Origin of the sequence: Chitinivorax sp. PXF-14 (assembly GCF_040812015.1) — a bacterium.
Classification (GTDB): Bacteria; Pseudomonadota; Gammaproteobacteria; order Burkholderiales; family SCOH01; genus JBFNXJ01.
The window spans coordinates 164607-186746 of sequence record NZ_JBFNXJ010000010.1 but is presented as its reverse complement, the minus strand read 5'-3'; the positions used below and the strand labels follow the sequence as shown (position 1 = coordinate 186746).

Annotated in this window: 26 protein-coding genes; 13 read left to right on the top strand and 13 right to left on the bottom strand. The window is 64.6% G+C overall.

All coding sequences use genetic code 11. The features are described from left to right. Positions 1 to 60 precede the first annotated feature (60 nt). A protein-coding gene (locus ABWL39_RS13650; RefSeq protein ID WP_367792061.1) for an IS3 family transposase occupies positions 61 to 1225 on the top strand; the annotation gives its coding sequence in 2 pieces (ribosomal slippage) (positions 61 to 323 and positions 322 to 1225; 1167 coding nt in all). A 189-nt stretch (positions 1226 to 1414) separates the two neighbouring features. Here the strand turns inward: ABWL39_RS13650 and ABWL39_RS13645 are convergent. After that, positions 1415 to 2032, bottom strand: coding sequence for a DUF2185 domain-containing protein (locus tag ABWL39_RS13645; protein WP_367792058.1), 618 nt, complete (start codon positions 2030 to 2032; stop codon positions 1415 to 1417). Between the two features lie 153 nt (positions 2033 to 2185). Further along, on the bottom strand, positions 2186 to 3853 hold the full coding sequence (ettA, locus tag ABWL39_RS13640) for an energy-dependent translational throttle protein EttA (RefSeq protein ID WP_367792055.1): 1668 nt from the start codon (positions 3851 to 3853) through the stop codon (positions 2186 to 2188). A gap of 194 nt (positions 3854 to 4047) precedes the next feature. Between ettA and ABWL39_RS13635 the strand changes: the two genes are divergently transcribed. Then, complete coding sequence (locus ABWL39_RS13635) at positions 4048 to 4704, top strand: hypothetical protein (protein ID WP_367792052.1); 657 nt, start codon at positions 4048 to 4050, stop codon at positions 4702 to 4704. A 59-nt stretch (positions 4705 to 4763) separates the two neighbouring features. Here the strand turns inward: ABWL39_RS13635 and ABWL39_RS13630 are convergent, their stop codons facing one another. Next, a complete protein-coding gene (locus ABWL39_RS13630) occupies positions 4764 to 5738 on the bottom strand; it encodes a bile acid:sodium symporter family protein (protein WP_367792049.1) in 975 nt (324 codons plus the stop codon). Positions 5739 to 5807: 69 nt separating this feature from the next. Next, positions 5808 to 6875: a L,D-transpeptidase family protein gene (locus tag ABWL39_RS13625; RefSeq protein WP_367792046.1), complete on the bottom strand. Its 1068-nt coding sequence runs from the start codon at positions 6873 to 6875 to the stop codon at positions 5808 to 5810. Here ABWL39_RS13625 and ABWL39_RS13620 point away from each other — a divergent pair. Then, complete coding sequence (locus ABWL39_RS13620; RefSeq protein WP_367792043.1) at positions 6874 to 7431, top strand: L,D-transpeptidase family protein; 558 nt, start codon at positions 6874 to 6876, stop codon at positions 7429 to 7431. The two genes, ABWL39_RS13625 and ABWL39_RS13620, sit on opposite strands and share 2 nt — an antisense overlap. A 54-nt stretch (positions 7432 to 7485) precedes the next feature. On the opposite strand, the gene ABWL39_RS13615 is transcribed toward ABWL39_RS13620, so the two are convergent. Beyond that, positions 7486 to 7875 carry an Lpp/OprI family alanine-zipper lipoprotein gene (locus ABWL39_RS13615; RefSeq protein WP_367792039.1) on the bottom strand — a complete coding sequence of 130 codons (390 nt, stop codon included), beginning with the start codon at positions 7873 to 7875 and terminating at the stop codon, positions 7486 to 7488. Positions 7876 to 8065: 190 nt separating this feature from the next. Here ABWL39_RS13615 and ABWL39_RS13610 point away from each other — a divergent pair, with 190 nt between their 5' ends. Beyond that, positions 8066 to 8584 carry a TIGR00645 family protein gene (locus ABWL39_RS13610; RefSeq protein WP_367792035.1) on the top strand — a complete coding sequence of 173 codons (519 nt, stop codon included), beginning with the start codon at positions 8066 to 8068 and terminating at the stop codon, positions 8582 to 8584. Between the two features lie 695 nt (positions 8585 to 9279). Here the strand turns inward: ABWL39_RS13610 and ABWL39_RS13605 are convergent. Together ABWL39_RS13605 and ABWL39_RS13600 are read right to left on the bottom strand one after the other, a co-directional pair. Beyond that, complete coding sequence (locus ABWL39_RS13605) at positions 9280 to 10110, bottom strand: nidogen-like domain-containing protein (RefSeq protein ID WP_367792032.1); 831 nt, start codon at positions 10108 to 10110, stop codon at positions 9280 to 9282. A gap of 215 nt (positions 10111 to 10325) precedes the next feature. After that, on the bottom strand, positions 10326 to 10787 hold the full coding sequence (locus ABWL39_RS13600; RefSeq protein WP_367792029.1) for a CreA family protein: 462 nt from the start codon (positions 10785 to 10787) through the stop codon (positions 10326 to 10328). A 63-nt stretch (positions 10788 to 10850) separates the two neighbouring features. On the opposite strand from ABWL39_RS13600, the gene ABWL39_RS13595 reads away from it, so the two are divergent. From ABWL39_RS13595 to ABWL39_RS13580, 4 genes are read left to right on the top strand one after another with little or no spacing between them, the layout of a single operon-like run. Beyond that, positions 10851 to 12080, top strand: coding sequence for a winged helix-turn-helix domain-containing protein (locus tag ABWL39_RS13595; protein WP_367792026.1), 1230 nt, complete (start codon positions 10851 to 10853; stop codon positions 12078 to 12080). 55 nt (positions 12081 to 12135) lie between these two features. Continuing rightward, the gene (locus ABWL39_RS13590; protein WP_367792023.1) at positions 12136 to 13041 is read left to right on the top strand and encodes a hypothetical protein; all 906 of its coding nucleotides are present in this window, start codon (positions 12136 to 12138) and stop codon (positions 13039 to 13041) included. Between the two features lie 24 nt (positions 13042 to 13065). Beyond that, complete coding sequence (locus ABWL39_RS13585; RefSeq protein WP_367792079.1) at positions 13066 to 13773, top strand: pseudouridine synthase; 708 nt, start codon at positions 13066 to 13068, stop codon at positions 13771 to 13773. 6 nt (positions 13774 to 13779) lie between these two features. Next, the gene (locus tag ABWL39_RS13580) at positions 13780 to 14613 is read left to right on the top strand and encodes a DUF429 domain-containing protein (RefSeq protein WP_367792020.1); all 834 of its coding nucleotides are present in this window, start codon (positions 13780 to 13782) and stop codon (positions 14611 to 14613) included. Positions 14614 to 14828: 215 nt separating this feature from the next. Here ABWL39_RS13580 and ABWL39_RS13575 read toward each other — a convergent pair whose 3' ends face one another. The 4 genes from ABWL39_RS13575 to ABWL39_RS13560 all read right to left on the bottom strand — a co-directional run bounded on the left by ABWL39_RS13575 (position 14829) and on the right by ABWL39_RS13560 (position 18323). Beyond that, complete coding sequence (locus tag ABWL39_RS13575; RefSeq protein WP_367792017.1) at positions 14829 to 15086, bottom strand: hypothetical protein; 258 nt, start codon at positions 15084 to 15086, stop codon at positions 14829 to 14831. 216 nt (positions 15087 to 15302) lie between these two features. Beyond that, on the bottom strand, positions 15303 to 17291 hold the full coding sequence (locus ABWL39_RS13570) for a PAS domain S-box protein (protein WP_367792014.1): 1989 nt from the start codon (positions 17289 to 17291) through the stop codon (positions 15303 to 15305). A 190-nt stretch (positions 17292 to 17481) separates the two neighbouring features. Then, positions 17482 to 18063: a uracil-DNA glycosylase family protein gene (locus ABWL39_RS13565; protein ID WP_367792011.1), complete on the bottom strand. Its 582-nt coding sequence runs from the start codon at positions 18061 to 18063 to the stop codon at positions 17482 to 17484. A gap of 2 nt (positions 18064 to 18065) precedes the next feature. Further along, positions 18066 to 18323 (bottom strand): ribonuclease E inhibitor RraB, encoded by a 258-nt coding sequence (locus tag ABWL39_RS13560; protein WP_367792008.1) that lies wholly within the window; start codon positions 18321 to 18323, stop codon positions 18066 to 18068. Positions 18324 to 18438: 115 nt separating this feature from the next. On the opposite strand from ABWL39_RS13560, the gene ABWL39_RS13555 reads away from it, so the two are divergent. The 3 genes from ABWL39_RS13555 (at position 18439) to ABWL39_RS13545 (ending at position 20151) form a co-directional block, all read left to right on the top strand. After that, complete coding sequence (locus ABWL39_RS13555) at positions 18439 to 18918, top strand: SRPBCC family protein (RefSeq protein ID WP_367792005.1); 480 nt, start codon at positions 18439 to 18441, stop codon at positions 18916 to 18918. 102 nt (positions 18919 to 19020) lie between these two features. Then, positions 19021 to 19461: a YMGG-like glycine zipper-containing protein gene (locus ABWL39_RS13550; RefSeq protein ID WP_367792002.1), complete on the top strand. Its 441-nt coding sequence runs from the start codon at positions 19021 to 19023 to the stop codon at positions 19459 to 19461. 456 nt (positions 19462 to 19917) lie between these two features. Beyond that, positions 19918 to 20151 carry a hypothetical protein gene (locus ABWL39_RS13545; protein WP_367792000.1) on the top strand — a complete coding sequence of 78 codons (234 nt, stop codon included), beginning with the start codon at positions 19918 to 19920 and terminating at the stop codon, positions 20149 to 20151. Between the two features lie 78 nt (positions 20152 to 20229). Here the strand turns inward: ABWL39_RS13545 and ABWL39_RS13540 are convergent, their stop codons facing one another. Both ABWL39_RS13540 and ABWL39_RS13535 read right to left on the bottom strand, forming a co-directional pair. Then, positions 20230 to 20787 carry a hypoxanthine-guanine phosphoribosyltransferase gene (locus tag ABWL39_RS13540; protein WP_367791997.1) on the bottom strand — a complete coding sequence of 186 codons (558 nt, stop codon included), beginning with the start codon at positions 20785 to 20787 and terminating at the stop codon, positions 20230 to 20232. Positions 20788 to 20819: 32 nt separating this feature from the next. Next, entirely contained in the window at positions 20820 to 21047 is a 228-nt protein-coding gene (locus ABWL39_RS13535; protein ID WP_367791993.1) for a hypothetical protein, read from the bottom strand. A gap of 15 nt (positions 21048 to 21062) precedes the next feature. On the opposite strand from ABWL39_RS13535, the gene ABWL39_RS13530 reads away from it, so the two are divergent. Together ABWL39_RS13530 and ABWL39_RS13525 are read left to right on the top strand one after the other, a co-directional pair. Further along, positions 21063 to 21686 carry a GNAT family N-acetyltransferase gene (locus ABWL39_RS13530; protein ID WP_367791990.1) on the top strand — a complete coding sequence of 208 codons (624 nt, stop codon included), beginning with the start codon at positions 21063 to 21065 and terminating at the stop codon, positions 21684 to 21686. Positions 21687 to 21691: 5 nt separating this feature from the next. Further along, positions 21692 to 22138, top strand: coding sequence for a YaiI/YqxD family protein (locus ABWL39_RS13525; RefSeq protein WP_367792076.1), 447 nt, complete (start codon positions 21692 to 21694; stop codon positions 22136 to 22138). Positions 22139 to 22140 lie beyond the last annotated feature (2 nt).

Below are 22140 nucleotides of genomic sequence, written 5' to 3'. Positions count from 1 at the left end.
TGGGCTAGCCTGATTCCAGCAGACAGTTCCGATTGTTACCATTGACAGTCGGAGAGTGAAATGAAGACCAGAAAGACATATCCAGTAGAGTTCCGTGCTGAAGCGGTAAAGCTGGCACTTGAACAAGGCCTCAGCCTTGAAGAGGCGGCCAGACGGCTAGGCATCCCCAAGGGTACGTTGGCTAACTGGGTGGTGGCATCGAAGTCTGGCGACGTCAAAGCGGCGCCGGGCGCGCGCAGTGCCTCGGCGTTGGAAGCTGAGAACGCCCGGCTGCGCAAGGAGTTGGCCGAAGCCCGCCTGGAGCGAGATGTCATAAAAAAAGCGGCCGCTACTTTGCTCAGGCGTCACTGCCCGGTACGCGTGGGTAGAAGAGCACCGAAACCTATTTCCGGTGGTGGTGGCCTGCCGCATGCTGGCGGTGTCCCGTGCGGGCTTCTACGATTGGTGCGGACGTGCCCCATCTGCGCGGCAACAAGAGGATGAGCGGCTGAAAGTGGCGATTCGGGCTGCGCACACCAAGACGCGGGAGACCTACGGGGTACGTCGTTTGCAGCCCGAGCTGGCGGCCATGGGCTTTGAGGCCGGCCGCGATCGCATCGACCGTTTGCGGCGCCAGATGGGCATCCGTTGCCGGCAGAAGCGCAAGTTCAAGGCGACCACCCACTCGGCACACACCTTGCCGGTTGCGGAGAACGTACTGGGCCAGGTGTTCGAGCCGACCCGCCCGAATGAGGTCTGGACGGGCGACATCACGTACATCCCGACGGATGAGGGATGGCTGTACTTGGCTGCACTGAAGGATGTGTTCAGCTGCGAGATCGTCGGCTATGCCATGGGCGCGCGGATGACGACCGAGTTGGTCCGCAAGGCACTGTGTCGGGCGGTTCACTACCATCGGCCGCCGTCCGGGCTGATCCACCATACCGACCGTGGCAGCCAATACTGCGCCAAGACTTATGGCGATTTGCTGACGCAGTTCAAGATGCACGGCTCGATGTCACGCAAGGGAAATTGCTTCGACAACGCGCCGATAGAAAGCTTCTGGGGAACGCTGAAGAACGAGCTGGTTCACCATCGCCGTTACACCACGCGGGCAGAGGCCGAAGCCTCGATCAGGGAGTACATCGAAATCTTTTATAACCGTCAACGCCGCCACTCACGGCTTGGCTACTTGGCCCCGGCAGAGTTCACCCAGAAATATTGGGGTTCTGTTGAGGCCGCTTGAAACGGAGCTGTCTGCTCTTGTCAGGGCACCCCAAACAACGCTACTGACGCTGGCATCGCCAAGAACCAATACCGACGCGGCCTACAGGCACGCTGGAAGCCGCACCAGACCTCAACCCCAGCCATACCCTAACGTTCGACGTAAGGGGCGGCTTGCGCCTTGGCGCAAGACGTCCCCTTGACGGAGGGGTTAGCCCTCAGGCGACAACGACACGAACTCATTGGTGCTTGCATTCCGAATGAACGCCGAGCCAACTGGCTGCTCAAGAAGGTTGAGGAAGGAATCGTCCCTGCTCAACACCGCGCCAAGCGAAACATAGGCCACGTTCTCGGTGTTGTCCGTGTACTCGTCGGACTCGGTGTTTGAGGTGATTCTCCAGCCGCTGTCCTTCTCTTCATCCGGCTCTTCACGATAGAGGTACCCTACTTTGTAGCCCTCATTCAAGACCCGGTTAGTGACAAAGCAGCGCTTGATGTACCGTTCGACGATGTTGTCATCGTCGTCGTGCTCGGTGTTGATGATGTGGCACGCTTCGAACTCGACCGGATCATCGAGCTTGAGATCAACGATGTACTTGGGCTCGTTGTTGAGACGCCCCTTGAAGCGGCCTTGGCCGCTGACTTCATCAACCAATACCCACATGCGTTCGGCACGTGGCGCATTTGGATCTTCGCTTTCGAATTCGAAGATCAACTTGACTACCTCTCCCGACACCACCTGCTCAATGATGCCGGCAGACGGCTTGTAGAAGGTGTACTTGTGCTCTGCGGCGATCTCGTCAGCATTGATCAAGTGCCAACTTGGCATCTAGCTCTCCTCTTGAGGGCTAACTATAAGTAGGCGTCCTAAAAATAAATCCAAGGACGTCCGAAAAATAAAAACAAACACGTCATCACTGCAATCCGCTCTGGACGTGGCCTGCAGCCAAGGCTGAAAGCCACGCCAGCATTACCTCCCAGCTTACCGCGTAATCGGCTTGTACCGAATCCGCTTCGGCTTGGCGCCTTCTTCACCCAAGCGTTTCTTCTTGTCGGCTTCGTATTCCTGATAGTTGCCGTCGAAGAAGGTCCATTTCGAGTCGCCTTCGCACGCCAGGATGTGGGTGGCGATGCGGTCGAGGAACCAGCGGTCGTGGGAGATGACCATGACGCTGCCGGCGAATTCGAGCAGGGCGTCTTCCAGTGCGCGCAGGGTTTCGACGTCGAGGTCGTTGGACGGTTCATCCAGCAGCAGCACGTTGCCGCCAGCGATCAGGGTTTTCGCCAGGTGCAGGCGGCCGCGTTCGCCGCCGGAGAGGTTGCCAACGATTTTCTGCTGGTCGGCGCCTTTGAAGTTGAAGCGGCCGATGTAGGCGCGGCTTGGGGTTTCAAAGCGGCCCACTTGCAGGATGTCGCGGCCTTCGGCGATTTCGTCGAACACGGTTTTGCCACTGCCGAGTGCGGCGCGGCTTTGGTCGACGTAGGCGATTTTGACGGTGTTGCCGATTTTCACTTCGCCGCTATCCGGCTGCTCTTGGCCGGTGATCATGCGGAACAGCGTCGATTTACCGGCGCCGTTGGGGCCGATGATGCCGACGATGGCGCCTGGCGGGATTTTGAAGCTCAGGTCGTCGATCAGCAGGCGGTCGCCAAAGGCTTTGTTGACGTTGGTGAATTCGATCACTTCGTTACCCAGGCGCTCGGCCACCGGAATGAAGATTTCCTGGGTTTCGTTGCGCTTCTGGTATTCCTGCGAGTTCAGTTCTTCAAAGCGGGCGATACGTGCCTTGGATTTGGCCTGGCGGCCTTTGGGGTTCTGGCGTACCCATTCCAGCTCTTTGTGCAGCGCTTTCTGGCGCGCCGATTCGCTCGATTCTTCCTGCTTCAGGCGGTTTTCCTTCTGCTCCAGCCAGCTCGAATAGTTGCCTTTCCACGGAATGCCCTGGCCGCGATCCAGCTCCAGAATCCATTCGGCGGCGTTGTCGAGGAAGTAGCGGTCGTGGGTAACGGCCACCACGGTGCCGGGGAAGCGCACCAGGAACTGCTCCAGCCAGTCCACCGATTCGGCATCCAGGTGGTTGGTCGGTTCGTCCAGCAGCAGCATGTCGGGCTTGCTCAGCAGCAGCTTGCACAGCGCCACGCGGCGCTTTTCACCGCCGGAGAGGTGGCCGATCTTGGCATCCCACGGCGGCAGGCGCAGCGCGTCGGCGGCCAGTTCCAGTTGCAGCGCGGTGTTGTCGCCGGCGCCGGCGGCAATGATGGCTTCGCAGCGCGCCTGTTCTTCCGCCAGCTTGTCGAAGTCGGCATCCGGCTCGGCGTAGGCGGCGTAGACTTCTTCCAGCCGCTTTTGCGCTTCCATCACTTCGCCCATGCCCGATTCGACTTCTTCGCGCACGGTTTTTTCCGCGTCCAGCTCTGGCTCCTGCGGCAGATAGCCGATTTTCATGTTCGGCTGCCACTGCACTTCGCCTTCGTATTCCTTCTCAGCGCCGGCCATGATTTTCAGCACGGTGGATTTACCCGAGCCGTTCAGGCCGAGCAGGCCGATCTTGGCGCCGGGGAAGAAGCTGAGCGAGATATCCTTGATGATTTGCCGCTTGGGCGGCACGACCTTGCTCACGCGGAGCATGGACATGACATATTGGGCCATGGCGTTTCCAGAATTTGGTGTAAGGGTAGGTGGACAAAACCCTGCAATTCTAGCAAAGCCGCTGCCTGGGCGCTGATGGCTTGTCTAGGGGGCGGCGCTGATCTAGGCTAAAATCTGCGCCCCGAGGCACTAGGCATTGAGGCCAAACCGGCTCGGGGCGTGTGCGATCTTTTGAATAAGCGGGGGCAGGGAAGATGAAAAGAACACTATTGGCGGTAGCGCTGATGGCTGCGGCAGGCAGCGCATCGGCGGTGGGCATTGGCATTCGTGGCGGCACGACGGGTGTCGGCGGCGATTTCGGTATCGGCATCGCGCCGACGCTGTCCGCGCGCTTTGGCTTCAGCGGCCTGAACTACAACCGCAGCATCCACGATACCGATGTCGATTACGACGGCCGGCTGCAGCTGCGCAATTTCAGCGCCCTGCTCGATTTCAGCCCGGTGGGGCCGTTCCGCCTGACCGGCGGCATCGTCAACGCCGACAACCGTCTCAATGTCACCGGCCGTCCGACCAACGGCACCTACACCATCAACGGCCACACCTACAGCTCGGCCGAGCTGGGCTCGGTGGATGGCGAGATCAAGGGCAAGAACCGTGTCGCGCCCTACCTCGGCATCGGTTACGGCAATGTGTCGGGGATGGGCGTCAATTTCTACGCCGACCTCGGCGTGATTCTCGCCGGCGGCAACAAGACCAGCCTCAGCGCCAACTGCGGCGCGGCGATCCAGGGCACGGCGCAGTGCGACCAGATCCAGGCCGACGCCGAGCAGGAGCGCCAGAAGCTCGACGACAAGATCCGCGGCTTCAAGGTGTGGCCGGTGATCAATATCGGCGTGACGATTGGCTTCTGAGCGAGTTGCTGCCAGCAAAAAGCCCGTGGTGTCGCCACGGGCTTTTTGTTGCTGCAGCCTCAGGTGCGGCTTGCGTAGCGGCGCGCCAGAATCGAGCAGACCACTAGCTGCAACTGGTGATAGAACATGATCGGCAGCACGATCAGCCCGAGCCCAGGGTGGCTGCCGAACAGCAGCTTGGCCATCGGCACGCCCGAGGCCAGGCTTTTTTTCGAGCCGCAGAAGACGGCGGTGATTTCGTCGTCGACCGCAAAGCCGATGCGGCGGCTGAGCCAGGTCGTGGCGGCCAGCGCCAGCGCCAGCAGGGCGGCCACCAGCACGAAGGTTTCCAGCAACATCCAGCCGCTGTAGCGCGACCATAGCCCGGCCAGCGTCGAGTCGCAGAACGAGGAATAGACGATCAGCACGATCACGCCACGGTCGATCAGGTTGATGCGGGCCTTGTGCCGCTGGATGAAGGCGCCGATCCACGGCCGCAGCCACTGGCCCAGCGCGAACGGCAGCAGCAGCTGCAGCGCGATGTCGCGGATGGATTGCAATAGCGGCAGGTGTTCACCGTGGGTCGTGGCCATCATGCCCACCAGCAGCGGCGTGGCCAGCATGCCGACGAGGCTAGACAGCGAGGCGTTGAACACGGCGGCGGGCACGTTGCCACGGGCTAGGCTGGTCATCGCGACCGAGGACGAGATCGTCGACGGCAGCGCGCACAGGTAGAACAGGCCCGTCAACAGCGTGTCGGCGAAGTGCCCGCGCGCCGCGAAGACGATCAGCATGCCGAGCAGCGGGAACAGCACATAGGTGGACAGCTGCACGAACAGGTGCAGGCGCCAGTGGCCGAAGCCGGCGCGCAGGCTCTGGCGCGACAACGCGGCACCGTGCAGGAAGAACACGGCGGCCACACCCAGATTGGTCACCCAGCCGAGGTGCAGCGGCCCGTGCGAGGCACCGAGCTGCGGGTAGGCCAGGGCCAGCAGCACGGCGCTGAGCATGGCGGCGAGAAAGCCGTCGATAGGCAGTTTGCGTAACAGGGACATGGCGGCGGCAGGCAATGCGTAAAGGCGGATATTACCCGATTGCCTCGGCCGGGCCGCGCGGGCTTACGCTTATTTACCGTTGCCTGCTTCCGTGCCGGCGCGCGGCCGTGGCTCCGGCAGCTGGGCGTTGTTGGCATCCATGCCGTAGGGGGCAAAGTCATAGCGCTCCTGCGGCAGCGTGTCGAGCCAGGCGGCCAGCCCGAGCTGGTCCGGCGTCAGCGCGACGGGCACCGACTGCGGCTGGCGCGAGATCGCCTGCACCCGCTGCCAGTCGATATCGGCCTGCGGCGCGGCCTTGCCGGCCCTGCCGAGCGCATTGCCCAGCGCCACCGTGGCGCGCGTGTAGAGCGAGAACGGGCTCGGGTATTCGGCGACCGGCGTGTAGGTCGCCATCACCCAGCGCCCGTGGTCATTGCCGACCAGCACCGGCTCGTCGATCACGCGTACCGGGGTGTTGGCCGGCAGCAGCGGGAAGATCTCGGCCGCGTCTTCCGGGTAGAGGTGCAGGCAGCCGTGGCTGGTGCGCAGGCCCACGCCCCAGGGACGGTTGGTGGCGTGGATGAAGATGCCGGCAAAGCCGGTGCGCATCGCCAGCATGCCCATCGGGTTGTCGGGGCCGGGCGGGAAGTATTCGGGCAGCTCCACACCCTCATCGCGCAGGTGTTCTTCCTTGATGCTCTTCGGCACGAACCAGCTCGGGTCCTTGAACTTGGCGGTGATGCGCGTCTCGCCGAGCGGCGTCGACCAGCCCTCGCGTGCGATGCTGATCGGGTAGGTGATCACCTTGGCCGCCTCGCCCTTTTTCGGCAGCGGGAAGTAGTACAGGCGCCGCTGCGGGATGTTGATGACGATACCTTTCCATGGCACGGGTGGCAGAATGAACTGGCTCGGCACCACCACGGGCGTGAATTCGCCCGGTGTCCAGATCGACACGCCGGGGTTGGCGCTGCCGATCTCGTCGTAGCCGACATCGAAATGGCGCATCACGTCGAGCAGCGTGTTGTCGGGCGTGGGCACCACGATGCGCACCTGGCCGACGACCGTCGAGCCGTCGTTGGGCAGGGTGAAAGTGGCCGCCTGTGCGCCGGCGCACAGCGCCGCCAGCAGCGGGAATACAGGGATTAGACGCTTGAACATGACTCTACGCAGCAAAGTATGGATAGGGCTGGCCAGCCTGATGCTGGCCGGCACAGCGGCGTGCGCCGAGCCGGCAATGCGCATCGACATCGATACCGGCGCGCGCAGCCTGACGGTGTACGGCGCGGACGAACAGGTGCTGGCGCGCTTCGATGACATCTCGGTGGGGCGCGGCGGCGTGGCGGCCGTCCACTACAAGGGCGACCATAGCACACCGCTGGGGCATTACCGTATCGTCGCCGTGCATCGGCCACATCGCTACGACACCTTTTACGAACTCGATTACCCGACACCGGTGCATGCCGAGCTGGCTTATGCCGCCGGTCGCCTCAAGGCGACGGCGCGCGCGGCCATCGACGCGGCCCACGCCGCCGGCCATCGTCCGCCGTCGAATACCGCGCTTGGCGGCGGCATCGGCATCCACGGCATCGGCCAGGGCAGCCTCGCCGTGCATCAGGCCTTCAACTGGACCAACGGCTGCGTGGCGCTCACCAACGAACAGCTGCACTCGCTCGGCGAGTGGGCCGTGCCCGGCACGGCCGTCGACATCCGCTGAGGCCCAAGCCTGGCGGCGTGCCTGCAGGCCGCGCCAGGCTTGGGCTGCAGGCGGTTACTTCATCATCGTCTTCTTGAACATGCGGTCGATCTTGTCGTTGATGTCCGCCACGCCCTTGTTCGCCGATTTCGCGTCGGACAGCGCCTGATCTGCCTTGCGGTTGGCGTCGAGCGCGAGCTTGCGCGCGTCGTCGGCGGTCTGCGTCACGGCATCGGCCTTGGCGGCAGCGGTGTCGACGCGGGCGGCGGCGTCGCTGGCGATGCGCTTGGCATCGTTGGCGGTCAGTTCGGCGCCGGCGGCGGTGCGCTGGGCCTGGTCGGCGGTCGCCTGGGCCTTCTGCACGGCCGCTTTCAGCGCTTCGATATCGCCATTGCTAGCGCAACCGGCAAACAGGGCGATGCCGGCCGCGGCCGACAAGGTAACGAGCAAACGTGATGCCTTCATGCGGATACTCCCTCGTTGAAATGAACCAAACCCAATTTTTCCTACTATACGCCGGAGGCGGCGCCAGGCTTTGACTTTGATTAAACTAGGCGATTTCCGGCCGGTCGTGACGCGGTGCTGCGGATGGTGTCCATCGCCGTGCAACCCGCCTCGGGCAAGCTCAGGCATTTTGTAACGGGAGGTATTACCGATGAGTGAACACAACAGGATCGAGGCTTGGCTCGAACGCGGCATTTTCTACAGCCGCTGGCTGCTCGTGCCGTTTTATCTGGCGCTGGTGGGCGGCATCGCCGTGCTGTTCGTCAAGCTGATCAAGGAGTTTGCCGAGGTCATGCATATCGTGATGAGCGGCGAGGGCAACGCCGTGCTGTCGATTCTTGGGCTCGTCGACGTGACGTTGATCGCCAACCTGCTGGTGATCGTGATCTTCAGCGGCTACGAGAACTTCATCTCACGTCTCGACGTGGCGCACAACTCGCCCGACAAGCCATCGTGGATGGGCAAGGTGACCTATGCCGACCTCAAGCTCAAGCTGATCGGCTCGATCGTCGCGATTTCGGCGATCGACCTGCTCAAGGCCTTCGTCAACATCAAGTCGATGGATCACCAGGACCTGGCCTGGCTGGTCGGCATCCACTTCACCTTCCTGATGTCGGGCGTGATGTTCGCGCTGATGGACAGGCTGGCGGGCGGCCACTCGCGGCACTGAATCCGCCACACCGCGCCGCGCCCGCCTTCGTGGCGGGCTTTTTTGTGGCTGGCCCTGCCGGCCGGCCTCGCGCTCGAGTGGTCGTGCTGGTGCCGTCACCCGGCCTATTTCGTGGATGAGCGGGGCCAGCCGCTGCCGCACTATTTCGACCGCTCCACCGGCCCGCTTCTATGCGCTTGCCGACGATCATTTCCATGCGCCGGCGAGCGCGGTGCAGGCGCTGTCGCGGCGCTATGTGTGGCGGCACGCGGCGAATTCATGTGGCGCCAGCCGAGCGACTGGGGGCACGGCCAGCATCGGGCCGGCGGACATCAGGCTCAAGCTATCCATTTTCTTCTCCTTTCCCGTCTCGTGGTCCACGAGGCGATCGAACTGCCCTGCCCATCGGGTCGGAATGTGCTGATGCTCATGCCCAAGCAAGCTTCGGGCTAGCGCTGGCGTTCATTACGATGAGGCACTCTGACGCGGCCTGGGGGCTTATTGGGGTGTTGGGCAGAGACAGCTTGGCGGCGATGCCTCCACCAGGCAGGCGCAGCCATGTGCAATGGCCTGGCGTGTCCGTGCATAGCGAACGAGGATACCGCAGCCGGTGGGTGGCGGCCGTCAGGTCGGCTGGAACGGCGCAGGAAGGTGGGCTGCGGGAAATGAAAAACGGCCCTGAAGCAGGGCCGTTTCTTGGCGAGAAGCGAGTCGCGTTAGGCTTTGCGACGGCGAGCCAATGCCAGGCTTGCGCAACCCAGGCCAAGCAGGGCCAGGCTGGTCGGCTCGGGCAGGTCGTTGACCGGGCCCGGATCCACAACGACGGTACCGTTGCGGACGTTGAAGCGGTATTGGCCAAGCGTGTTCGAACCCAGCGCATTGTGAACCAGGCCGCTCGACAGATTGCTGTCGAGGAAGGCACCGTTTACGCGCGAGCCCGCGAACTCGACGTCGTTGGTGCCGCCATCGGTGTAGCCAACCGCTGCCGAGGTGCCGCCGAAACCGCCGCTACCACCGCTGGCGCTGCCGGTTTCCCACAGAATCTGGTCGTAGTTGAACTCGATGTCGAAGTCGCCTGCGCCGACGTCCGAGCGGTCGGTCAGGATCAGCTGGAAGCTGTTGAGCTTGTCGCTGGCCGACGGGTAGTAGCCGACGTTGATCCAGTTGACGCCGAATACGGCATGGCCGCCCAGAGTGTTCTGGCCGTACTTGACCTGCGACGAATTGATGCCGCGGGTGTCAACGTCCGCGAAGAACGGGGCGATGATCGGGAAGGAGTTGGTGGTCAGGCCGAACGGAGTGTACGTGCTCAGCTGGCTGTTGAACGTCACGTTGCCGTTGTTGTTGACGAACAACTGGGTGTGGTTCACGCCGAAGAAGTTGAGGGTGAAGCCGACATTGACTGCGCCGGTCGAGCCGTCATCGTTGGCAGCCAGCGTGTTGCCGTTGAACAGGTTGGCGTCGTGAATGGCGCCGGCCGAAGCAGCTGCGCTGGCGGCAGCAAAAGCCGCAGCCAGTGCGATACGGGACAACTTGATTGTGAACATGGAGGTCTCCTGAAAGAGCCAAAGAAATATCGACCATGCTCATAAAGCAAACTATATGCCAATATTAAATAGTCATATGGTTACAAGAACTTATTGAATGCGCATGACATATGACACCATCTACATGTAAGAAATTTCGACACATACTGATCATTTGTCATGTCAAGCCTGAGCGCGGCATTGCAGCTACGGCGCAGCAATATGTATGAGCACGATCAGCGTAGCGGTATCTGCTGATCGAGCACCGCCACCGCCGTAATGGCATTGTCCGGGCTGCCGTCGATGAGCTTGTCCGAATAGCTGAGGTAGGTCAGCGCGTTGCGCTTGGCGTCGACGATGCGCACGACGCGCACATGCTTGAAGATGAACGACGCGCCTTCGCGGAATACCTCTTCCTGCCTGGGAATCGGCTTGGAAAAGCGGATCGGCCCGATCTGGCGGCAGGCGACGGAGAAGCGCGACGGGTCTTTGGCCAGGCCGATGGCGCCCTTGATACCGCCGGTCCTGGCGCGCGAGATGTAGCAGGCCACACCCTGCACGGACGGATCGTCGAAAGCTTCGACGACGACCTTGTGGTCCGGGCCGATCAGCTGAAAGGCCGTGTCGACCGAGCCGATCTCTTCCGCGCCGACGCTGCCGACGATGGCGACCGCAAGTAAGGCGAACAGGTTTTTCATCTTGCCTCCTAGGTAAATAATGTTTATTTATACAGATATCAATCGTATTCGCCGACCGTTATCGTGACCCAACCCCTGCTTTCCCTGTCCGCCGCGCGGGCCATGCAACTGGCGGCCCAGGGGCTGCTCAAGCCGCACCGGCACAAGGCCGCCCGGCCGGACGTACTGGCCGCCATCCGCACGATGGGCGTGCTGCAGATCGACACGATTCATGTCGTCGCGCGCAGCCCCTACTTCGTGCTGTGGAGCCGCCTCGGCGACTATCAGCCGGCCTGGCTCGACGAGCTGCTGGCCGAGGGCAGCCTGTTCGAATACTGGGCGCACGAGGCCTGTTTCATCCCGATCGAGGATTATGGCCTGTACCGGCACCGCATGGTCGATCCGCAGGCGATGGGCTGGAAATACTCGCATGACTGGATGACGCGGCACCAGCAGGAGATCGCCGCGCTGATCGAGCACATCCGCGCGAACGGCCCGGTGCGCTCGGCCGATTTCGAGCGGCAGGGCAGCAAAGGCAATGGCTGGTGGGACTGGAAGCCGGAGAAGCGATCGCTCGAGGTGTTGTTCACGACCGGCGAACTGATGGTTGCGCGGCGCCAGAATTTCCAGCGCGTCTACGATCTGCGCGAACGCGTGCTGCCGACGTGGCAGGATGCACGCGACCAGCAGCCGGCCGATGACTGCCTGCGCACGCTGTGGCTCAAGGCGGTACGCGCGCTCGGCGTGGCGAAGGCCAGCTGGATCGGCGATTACTTCCGCACCGGCAAGGCCGATCCGGCGGCGCTGGCCGTGCTGGTCGACGAGGGGCTGCTGGTGCGTGTCGGCGTGGAGGGCTGGAAGGAGCCCGGCTACGGCCATCGCGACCATCTCGGCCTGTTGCAACAAGCGCAGGCCGACCAGCTCACGCCAACGCTGACCACCCTGCTGTCGCCATTCGATCCGCTGGTGTGGGATCGCAAGCGGGCGCTGGCGATGTTCGGTTTCGACTACCGCATCGAATGCTATACCCCGGCGGCGAAGCGCCAGTACGGCTATTTCGTGCTGCCCATCCTGCATCGCGGCGCGCTGGTCGGTCGGCTCGACGCCAAGGCACACCGCAAGGATGGCGTGTTCGAGGTCAAGTCGCTGCACCTCGAACCCGGTGTGCGGGCCACGCGCCGCCTGGCCACCGAGCTGGCGACGGCGCTGCAGCGCTGTGCGCAATGGCATGGCACGCCGCGCGTTGTCATCCGGCATGCGCCGTCGGCCCTTAGCCCCCTACTGGAGACGGCGCTGGGCAGCGCCGACGGCTGATGCCAGGCTGGGCCCGCCTGTCAGCGTGGGGCGTGTCGACCTATAATTCGGCATCATGCCCTTAGCCTTCCTATTGCGCCGCCTTGCCCCTGCCTTGCTGGCCGCCAGCTACCTGATGCCGCCCGCGACGCACGCCGCCCGCGAACAGCGGGTGGTACTGGCGACCTTTCAAGGGGTGAGCGAGGCGCAGTACCGGTATTTCGAGAAGCTGCTTGGGCGGGCGCTCGCCGTGACCGAGGCCGAGTATGGCAAGGCCGATGTCTCGCTGTCGCCCGAGCCGATGAGCCCCAAGCGCATGTTTGCCGAGCTGCAGGCGCCGGCCGGCAGCGTCGATGTCACCGTCTGGACCTGCAGCGGCCCCGCCACGGCGGCGGCGAGCGGCACGCGGATGATCGATGTGCCGATCGACCGCGGCCTGCTTGGCTACCGGCTGCTGCTGACTACGCCAAACAAGTTGCCGCTGTTTCGCGGTGTGCGGCACCTCGACGGGCTGGCCGGGCTGCGGCTGACGCTGGGCTATCCGGTATCCGGCCTGGCGGGCAGTGCGCGCTGGGCGCCGCTGAACCTCAGCGATGCGCCGAATATGGAGCGCGCGGTGGACATGTTGCTGGCCGACCGCTTCGACGGCATCATCATCGCCGCGCGTGAGGCGGAGGAGCTGATGTCCCGCCTTGATGGGCGCACGCAGGGCGTGGTCATCGAGCCGACCCTGATGCTGACGGACCACGGCGCCAGCTGCTTCGTCGCCTCGGCACGCGAGGCCTCGCTGGCCGCGCGCATCGACAAGGGGCTCCGGCGGCTGATCGGCAACGGCGAGGCTGCACGCCTGGCCCGCACCGAGCATCTCGATTCGGTGGTGCGCAGGTTCAAGCTCGCCGGCCGAACTGTGGTCGCGCTCCCGACCGAGGCATCGCAGCGCAGCTGGCACAGCCAGTTCCGGCAGTGGATGCTACCTTACTGACCCTTTTTGGCAGGATTGCCGATCATTCAACTCGAACGCCTTCTCCAATCCCAGGGCTTTGGCAGCCGCAAGGCATGCCGCGCGCTGATCGAAGCCGGTGCGGTCAGCATCGGCGGCACGCTGTGCACCGATGCCCGTGCCGAATATGAGCCCGAGGGGCTGGTCTTCACCATCGACGAGGTGGCGTGGGCCTACCGCGAGCGGGTGTACCTCCTGCTGCACAAGCCCGCCGGCTACGAGTGCTCGCGCAATCCGCAGCACCATCCGAGCGTGCTGGCGCTGTTGCCGCAGCCCTTGCGCGAGCGCGGCGTGCAGCCCGTCGGCCGGCTCGACGAGGATACGACGGGCCTGCTGCTGCTGACCGACGACGGCCCCTGCCTGCACGCGCTGACCCACCCGCGGCGCCACGTGCCCAAGCGTTACCTGGCGCGGCTCAAGCACCCGATCGACGCCGCGCTGCTGCAGGCGCTGCACGAGGGGGTGATGCTGCACGGCGAGCAGGTGCCGCTGGCCGCACCCGATGCCCGCGCCGTCGATACGCACACGCTGGCGCTGGCCATCGAGCAGGGCAAGTACCACCAGGTCAAGCGCATGGTCGCCGCCGCCGGCAATCGGGTGGGGCAGCTGCACCGCGCCGAGCTGGGCGGGCTGACGCTGGGCGGGCTCGCCGTCGGCGAGTGGCGCTATCTCGATGCCGCCGATCTGGCGTCGATTCCTTATCCTGCCGCTTAGGCCCGCGTGTCGCCAACGCTGCACGGCGTCGATTTCTCCAGCCGGCCCGGCCCGCGCAAGCCCATCGTGGTGGCCAGTGGCGAGCTGGACGGGACGCGGTTCACCCTGCAAGGCTTAAGCGAGCTGGCCTCGCTCGATGCTTTTGCGGCATGGCTGGCCCAACCGGGCCCATGGCTGGCGGGCTTTGATTTCCCGTTCAGCCTGCCGCGCGAGTTCGTCCAGGGCTCGGGCTGGCCTGCCCGCTGGCCCGAGTTGATGCAACATCTGCGGCGGCACAGCCGTGCCGAGCTGCGCGGCATCTTCAAGGCCTGGTGCGATGCCCGGCCAAGTGGCAGCAAATTCGCGCACCGCGCCGCCGATCTGCTGGCTGGCGCCTCGCCCTCGATGAGATGGGTGAACCCGCCGGTTGCCTGGATGCTGTTCGAAGGCGCCCCACGCCTGCTCGATACCGGGGTCGATCTGCCCGGCCTGCATCGCGGCGACCCGCTGCGCGTGGCGCTGGAAGCCTATCCCGGCGTGGTGGCGCGGCGCATTACACGCGCCTCCTACAAGAGCGACGACCGCGCCAGGCAAACGCCGGCCCGGCGCGAAGCGCGGCAGCACATCCTCCACGCCTTGCAGCAAGGCATGCCGCTGGGCATTGTGCTTGATGCTGCGCCGGCACTCTGCAGCAGGCTGCTCGACGATGCCAGCGGGGATGCGCTCGACGCCACGATATGCGCCATGCAGGCGGCCTGGGGCTGGCAGCGCAGGGCGGCGGGCTATGGCCTGCCTGCCGATGCGGACCCGCTCGAGGGCTGGATCGTCTCGGTCGAAGTGCCAGGCAGCCAGCCGGGCTGAGGCAGCGGCCGGGCGAGGCGCCCGTCGCCATGCGACGCCGATGCATGGCGGCGCGATGCACCCGCACCGCCGGCCATGCCGCAACTCCGCGCTGGCGGCCCTTGCACAGCACGATCGGTGTGGAAAAAAAATGGTGGCGCAAGGCCACCATGAAGGGAAAGCGCGCTTGCCGACGAGGGCTCATCGGCAACCAGCCTGACGATAGGAGAGAGGGATCAGGCAAATCGCATGGGCTGGCGCTGGCGCGTCTCCGACGGCTTTCTCGGCTCGGTCTGCACCAGTGCGGGTGCTGCTTGCGGCACGCTTGGCTGCTGGCGGGCGAGTGCATCGGCCGGCTGCGCCAGCCAGCTGTCGAACCCCGCCATCGATTTGCCGACGCCAAGCAGCATGCCGAAGAACAGGGTCATGGTCAGCACGCCGGCGATGCTGAGGTGGGCGAGCGGCTTGAGTGTCGATAGGCGTGCGGTGGTCATGATCAGTCTCCCCGGCAGGGACGAGTGGTGTCAGTTAGTGAGCTAACTGTAACGCAAGGTATCTTGTTCTGCAAGATACCTTGCCAGAAAAAATACCTATGAAATGCAAGATACCTTGTCATGCCTGTTTTTCTGTTTGAGCGGGCCGCTGCCCGTGGCGAACAGGCGGCCGGCGCGGTGGCGTCGGCATTCGCCTTGTTCTGGATGGCAGCAGGATCAGGGCTGCTGGGCGGAGAGCGTGATGTAGCGATGGCCACCCAGCGCCTTCGCGCGGTACATCGCGAGGTCGGCGTATTCGAGCAGCTCGCAGGGGGTGGCGCCGTCGTGCGGGTAGACGGCGATGCCGATACTGGCGCCCACCCTGACGGCATGGGTGTCGATGATGAAGGGCTCGTCCAGCGCGTCGAGTATGCGCTGGGCGACGCGGGTGGCGTCAGGCAGGGTCGTGCCACCGCTCTCCCGGCCGCTCACCAGCAGGGTGAACTCGTCGCCACCATGCCGAGCCAGCGCATCTTCGCCGCGCAGGCACTGGCTCAGCCGGCCAGCCACTTGCTTCAGCAGGATGTCGCCGGCCTGGTGGCCCAGCGTGTCGTTGACGGGCTTGAAGCCGTCGAGGTCGATGAACAGCACGCAAAATGACAGCTGGTGCCGCGCCGCCTGCTCGACATGATGTTCTAGCAGGCTCAGGAACAGCTGCCGGTTCGGCAGCCCGGTCAGCGCATCGTGCGTGGCGGCGAACGACAGGCGCGATGCGGCACGGCGTTCCTCGGTGGCATCGCGCAGGATCATGACCATCCCGGTGCGCACGCCTTGCTGATCCTGCAGCGCGGCACAGGTATAGCTCACCACGATCCTGTCGCCATCGCGCTCGAGCAGGGCGTAGTTGGGCGACGGGGTGCGGCAGGGCTCCCCCACCAACGGCAGGAATGGTGCCTGACTGCTGTCGTCCAGCAGCTGCAGCACATCGCCCAGCGGCCGCCCCAGCAGTGGGGAGTGCGGGCATCCGAGCAGCTGCTGCGCGGCCGGGTTGCAGTAGCAGATGCGGTAATCGCGGTCGAGCGTCAGCACCGCATCGGTAATGGCCTGCAGCGTGGTGTGCAGACGGTGCTTTTCGGCGAACAGTGCGTTTTCGAGCTGCTTGCGCTGCGACAGGTCGAAGATGGTGGAGCGCGAGTAGAGAAACTGGCCGGCATCGTCATATACGGCGGTGGCGTTGACCAGCACGGGGAACCCCGTGCCATCCTTGCGCCGCAACACGCACTCGATGTCGCCGCTCGCGCCGCTGGCCACGAAGCGTGGAAAGCGGTCGTTGAAGATGGCCATCCCCGCGTCGTCGAGCAGCCGGCTGATATGCATCTGCCCCTCGACTTCCCTACGCTGGTAACCAAGCCAGTTGAGCTCGGTATCGTTGATCTTGAGGATGGTGCCGTCGGGCGCCAGCGAGTGATAGCCGCAAGGTGCCAGGTTGTACAGATCCGCCACCCGTACCGCGTAGTCCTTGATCGCGAGCTCCATGCGCTCGTGTATCGCCAGCTCACGCCGCAGGCTGCGATTGGCGTCGGCCAGCTCCAGCGTGCGTTGGTCGACCAGCAGCTGCAGATGATCGCGGTAACGGACGATCTCATCGGATAGCTTCTTCTGCTCGGTCAGATCGCGCAGGATACCTACGAACAGGGTGCCGGACTCCAGCCTGGCCTCGCCCACCGTCAGGTAGGCCGGGAAGGTGTCCCCATTTGCGCGGCATGCCGTCACTTCGCGGCCGATACCGATCACATGGGCCGCGCCGCCCGCCATGTAGGCGGCCATATAGCCGTCATGCCGGGCGGCGACCTCATCGGGCATCAGGCAACCGAGATTGCGCCCGATCACCTCGGCGCGAACGTGGCCGAACATGCGCTCGGCACCGGGGTTGAAGTCGAGAATGTGGCCCTGGGCATCGGCGGTGACGATGGCATCGACCGCCGTCTCGACGATGGCGCGCATGCGCTCCTCGCTGCCCGCGAGATGGGCCGCCTGCCGCCGCGCGAAGGTGCGTGCAAGCGCCTGGCTGGTGCTGCACCAGGCAAGCAGCATGACAAAGATGGCGACCCAGCCTGCCAGCGCGGTCGTGGGGGCAATCAGTTCCAGCACCGCCAGCGTGCTGAGCACGGCGGCGCAGATGGAGACAACGGCACGGAAATGCGGAAGCGGTGGAGCCACGGGCATTCAGTATCCTGTCACTTGGTCGATGGTCATCGGTCCCGGCATGGCGCGATACGGCGCTTGGCTGCCGGCGTGCCCCGGCTGCGGCACCCATCTTGGATGCCGGCCGCAGGAACACTTCCTATTGATAGCATCCCCCGTGGATGGCCATGACTCTTTGATTTGCAACAATCTTTCTGGATGCCGTCCGCTGCTAGCGCAGCAGGTCGCCAACCCTATTCCGCAGCGCGGGCAGGACGTCGTCCGCGAACCAGGGGTTGCGCCGCAGCCACAGCTGGTTGCGTGGCGACGGGTGCGGCAGCGGCAGGTAACGCGGCGCGTAGTCGCGCCAATGGCGCACGGTATCGGTCAGCGTGGCGCCGCAGCGCTTGCCCAGCAGGTAACGCTGCGCATACTGCCCCACCAGCAACACGCACTCGACCTCAGTCAGCAGCGGCAACAGGCGGGGATGCCAGGTTGCCGCGCATTCCGGGCGTGGCGGCAGGTCGCCGCTCTTCCCGCGTCCGGGGTAGCACAGGCCCATCGGCACGACGGCGATGCGCCGCTCGTCGTAGAAGGTCTCGCGATCGATCTGCAGCCAGTCGCGCAGGCGCTCGCCACTGGCGTCGTCCCAGGGGATGCCGCTGGCGTGCACCTTGGTGCCCGGCGCCTGGCCCACGATCAGCAGCCGCGCCGACGGGCTGGCGCGCAACACCGGGCGCGGGCCGAGCAGCAGCTTGCCCTCGCACAGCCGGCAGGCACGGATATCGGCCAGCAGCGCGTCGAGCTCCGCCATGCTCAGGCCCAGCCGGCGTAGCGGCCGCCGCGCCGTAATGCCAGGCTGCGCAAGGTCAGCTCGAGCGAGGTCATGGCCGCCGATTGCGGGTCCAGCCGGTGCGTGACGTTGACGCGCCAGCGGTAACGCTCATCGTCACCATCGTATTCGCCGAGCTCGGTCTGGTAGTCGAGCTCGCTGCAGTCGTCGATGAAGGCTTCGGCTTCGTCGGGCTCGGCGAACAGAAAGGTGAGGTCGATGTAGCGCGTGGGGGTCGTCATGGTGTCCTGGGCGGGCGGGCCGATCAGCAATTGTACCGCCGCCGATTCGGCTGGCGTACATCCACGCCCGCTGCGATAACGTAAATAGCGTGACCGCTTGATTCGAGGAGCCAGCGTGGCAAGTTATGTCTTCATCACCGACTGGCGGCTGCAGGCGCCGCTGGAACTGGTATTCGCAGCCATCCGCGATTCGCTGGAGTGGCCGCTGTGGTGGCCGGGCGTCGAGGCGGTGGTCGAAACCGCCACCGGCGATGCGGCCGGGATCGGCGCGATCCGTCACTACTGCTGGAAGAGCCGGCTGCCCTACCGCATCCGCTTCGATGCCCGCGTGCTGCGTCAGGAGCCGAACCACATGCTGCAGGGCGAGGCGCGTGGCGAGGTCGATGGCATCGGCACCTGGACCTTCAGCGAGCACGACGGCATCACCTCGGTGCATTACGAGTGGCGCGTCACCACCACCAAGCCTTGGATGAACTGGCTCGCCCCGCTGCTCAGGCGCGCCTTCCGCTGGAACCACGACTGGCTGATGGAGCAAGGCGGCCATGCCCTGGCGCGCCGCCTGGGCGCACGCCTGCTCGACATCCGGCATGGCTGAGCAGGGCGTGCTGCCGATTCAGGCTGCGTTCAGCCACGCCGGCCGATACTGTGGGCAAGCAACAGGCGGCATGATTCGCCGATCACAGGAAAGGAGCTGGCCATGAACACCAGCAAAACGCTACTCGCCGGCCTGGCACTGATCTCCAGCCTGGCTGCGGCCACGGCTGCGCATGCCGGCGGCTGGAATGACGACACAATCCTCGGCGCGACCCTCGGCGGCGCGGTCGGCGCGGCCATCGGCCACAATATCGACGGCCGCGACGGCGCCATCGTCGGTGCAGCCATCGGCGGCGCCACCGGTGCCGCGATCGGCAGCGACAACTACCGCCGGGACCGCTACGTACGCCGCGAGCCGGAACGCATCGAGGTGATCCGCGATGAGCCGCGTTACTACTACGCACCGCCGCGCGAGCGCGTGATCGTCGTGCGCGAACCGGAGCGCCCCTACTGGCGCCATGACAACGGCTGGCACCGCGGCTGGCGCGAGCATGACTGGGATCGCGGCTGGCACCATCGCCGCCATGATCGCGACGACGACTGATCGCAGTCGATACTGAATTGCACACGGGCGCGCCCGCCCGGGTAGGCCTTGCTGGCAGTCCGCGCCGGTAGGGCCCGCCGAACCGGGCGCCGTATTGGTCTCCTCCGATACAACCTTGTTGTTCCCGTCCTTCGAAACGGCCCTGTCCATGGGGCCGTCTTTTTTTGCCCCGATAGCCGTTTTTTCGCCGGTGCCTGCGCCATCTGCCCGCCAGGGCCCGCCGCTGCTGACCCCTATTGAACGCTTGTCATCTCTAGGAAATTTTTTCTTAACTTTCGCGGGCTGCTCCCTAGAATGAAGGTTGCCGCGTATATACGTGGTGTTCATTGCGCCGATGTGTCCGACGATTCCTCCCCTCCCAACGGTTCGTGCTTGCAGGCCTGCTGCATCGCCCGCTCAGTGGAGGTGTCTGCCGCGTCGGGCAATGTGTCGTTCAACCGATAAGAGGATGTTCCGATGAAGCAAGCAGCCTACGATCTGGATTTCGACAAACACAACAATGCGACGCTGGTCGTCGCCTGCGGGACTTGCGGCCACGAGACGCGCAAGCACCTGAAAGGGCTGGAGCCCGACCACAGCTTTGACTGCGGTTGTTGCGGGGAGTCGATCGTCATTGGTCAGCAGAACCTGATCTGGGCGCAACGACGAACGGATACGATCAGGGCTTCCTATGGTGTCGGCGCAAGCTAGCCGATCAGCCACCGATGCATGACAAACGCCCCGCTTGAGACGGGGCGTTTGTTTTACGGGCCAAGTCGTACGGGCGGCTCAGCAGCCCTTGATCGCGTAGATCCCCGGGGCGTTGCGCCAGTAGCCCTTGTAGTCCATGCCGCAGCCGAACAGGAAGCGATCCTCGACGTCGACACCGACGAAATCCGCCTTGAAGTCCGCGCGCGCCTTGCGGTCGTGCAGCTTGTTGACGAGCACGGCGGACAGCACGTCCTTGGCGCCCTCCTCGTAGCAATGGTCGATGACGGCGGCGAGCGTGGTGCCGACATCGAGGATGTCGTCGATCACCAGCACCGAGCGGCCGCGCAGGTCCTGCGTCGGGCGCACGCGCCAGTCGAGCAGGGTGCCGCTGAGCTCGTGCCCGTAGCGGGTCGCATGCAGGTAGGCGACTTCGAGCGGGAAATTGAGTTTGGCCAGCAGACGCCCGGCAACGATCAGGCCGCCGTTCATCACGCAGTAGACGAGCGGGTTGGCACGCGCCAGGCGTGCGGTGATGGCCTCGGCCATATTATCGAGCGCGGCCTCGATCTGTTCCGGCGCCACCAGGCAGTCCGCCTCGTCATAGGCCCGCTGAATTTCTTCCAGATTCACCGACATAGAGCTTCAACTGTTTGAAAAAAGGGCGAAGGCTAATGCGCTTCTGCCAACTTGGCAATTCGGTATAACATCACTTTTAGCAAATCTGGCGTGGAACACAAGCAAGCTCGCACGCGCGGGCCTGTTCCGGCGCGTGGCGCAACCTGTTTCAGGGCGATGGCCGGGATGGTGACGGGCCTGGCACGGCCCGATTTGCCGCCGCCGTTTTTAGCCGCTATGGTGTGATCACCGGCGCATTGCACGCCGAGCCAGGTTTTCATTCTCCGAGGTCCGCCATGCCCGCCGATGCCCCATCGATTCCGCCCTATTTCGCCCAGCGCGACGGTATCCGCATCCGCCCCTACCGGCTCGATGACGCCACGCCGTTCTTCTGGGCGGCCATGTCGTCCCGGCAGGATATCCAGGGCTGGATGCCGCAATTCAGCGAGCGCTACACGCTGGATGATGCGCGCACCTGGGTGTTGAGCCGGCTGGGCGCCTGGCATAGCGGCCAGGCATTCGAATTCGTGATCGAACGGGTCGAGGATGGCGAGCTGATCGGCTCGGCCGGGCTCAGCGCGGTGCAGCAGTCGCTGCGCTATGCGCAGATCGGCTACTGGGTGCGCAACGATGCCCACGGCCACGGCATCGGCTGTACCGCAATCAAGCTGGTGGCCGGCTTTGCCTTCGACGTGCTGGCGCTGTCGCGCATCGAGTTCGCGATCCAGACCGGCAATTCGCCGGCGCGTGCGGCAGCCGAGGATGCCGGCGCCCTGTTCGAGACGGTGGCGCGCAATCGCCTGCGCGAGCAGGGCCAGCCCATCGATGCGGCGGTCTACGCGCTGGTGCCGGGCGATCTCTACAGCCAGGCCGGTGACCTGCGCGGTGCGCCGGTGATCACGCCGTTGCGCAATAATTGAGCGCCTTGCAGATCTGGGTCGACGCCGATGCCTGCCCGGCGGTGATCAAGGACATCCTCTACCGTGCCGCGCAGCGCACCGGCCTGATGCTGGTGCTGGTGGCCAACCAGCCGTTGCGGGTGCCCAATTCGCCACATATCCGGGCGATCCAAGTGCCCAAGGGCTTCGACGTGGCCGATCACCACATCGCGAGCCGCGTGCAGCCGGGCGACCTGGTGATCACGGCAGACATCCCGCTGGCCGCTGCCGTCGTCGACAAGGGCGGCTATGCGCTGAACCCACGCGGCGAGCTGTACAGCGCCGAGAACATCCGCGAGCTGCTCGACATGCGCAATTTCATGGATACGCTGCGGTCGAGCGGGATCGAGACCGGCGGGCCGGCTGCCTTCAGCCATGCCGACCGGCAGGCCTTCGCCAACCGGCTCGATCGCTTTCTCGCCACGCACACCTAGCC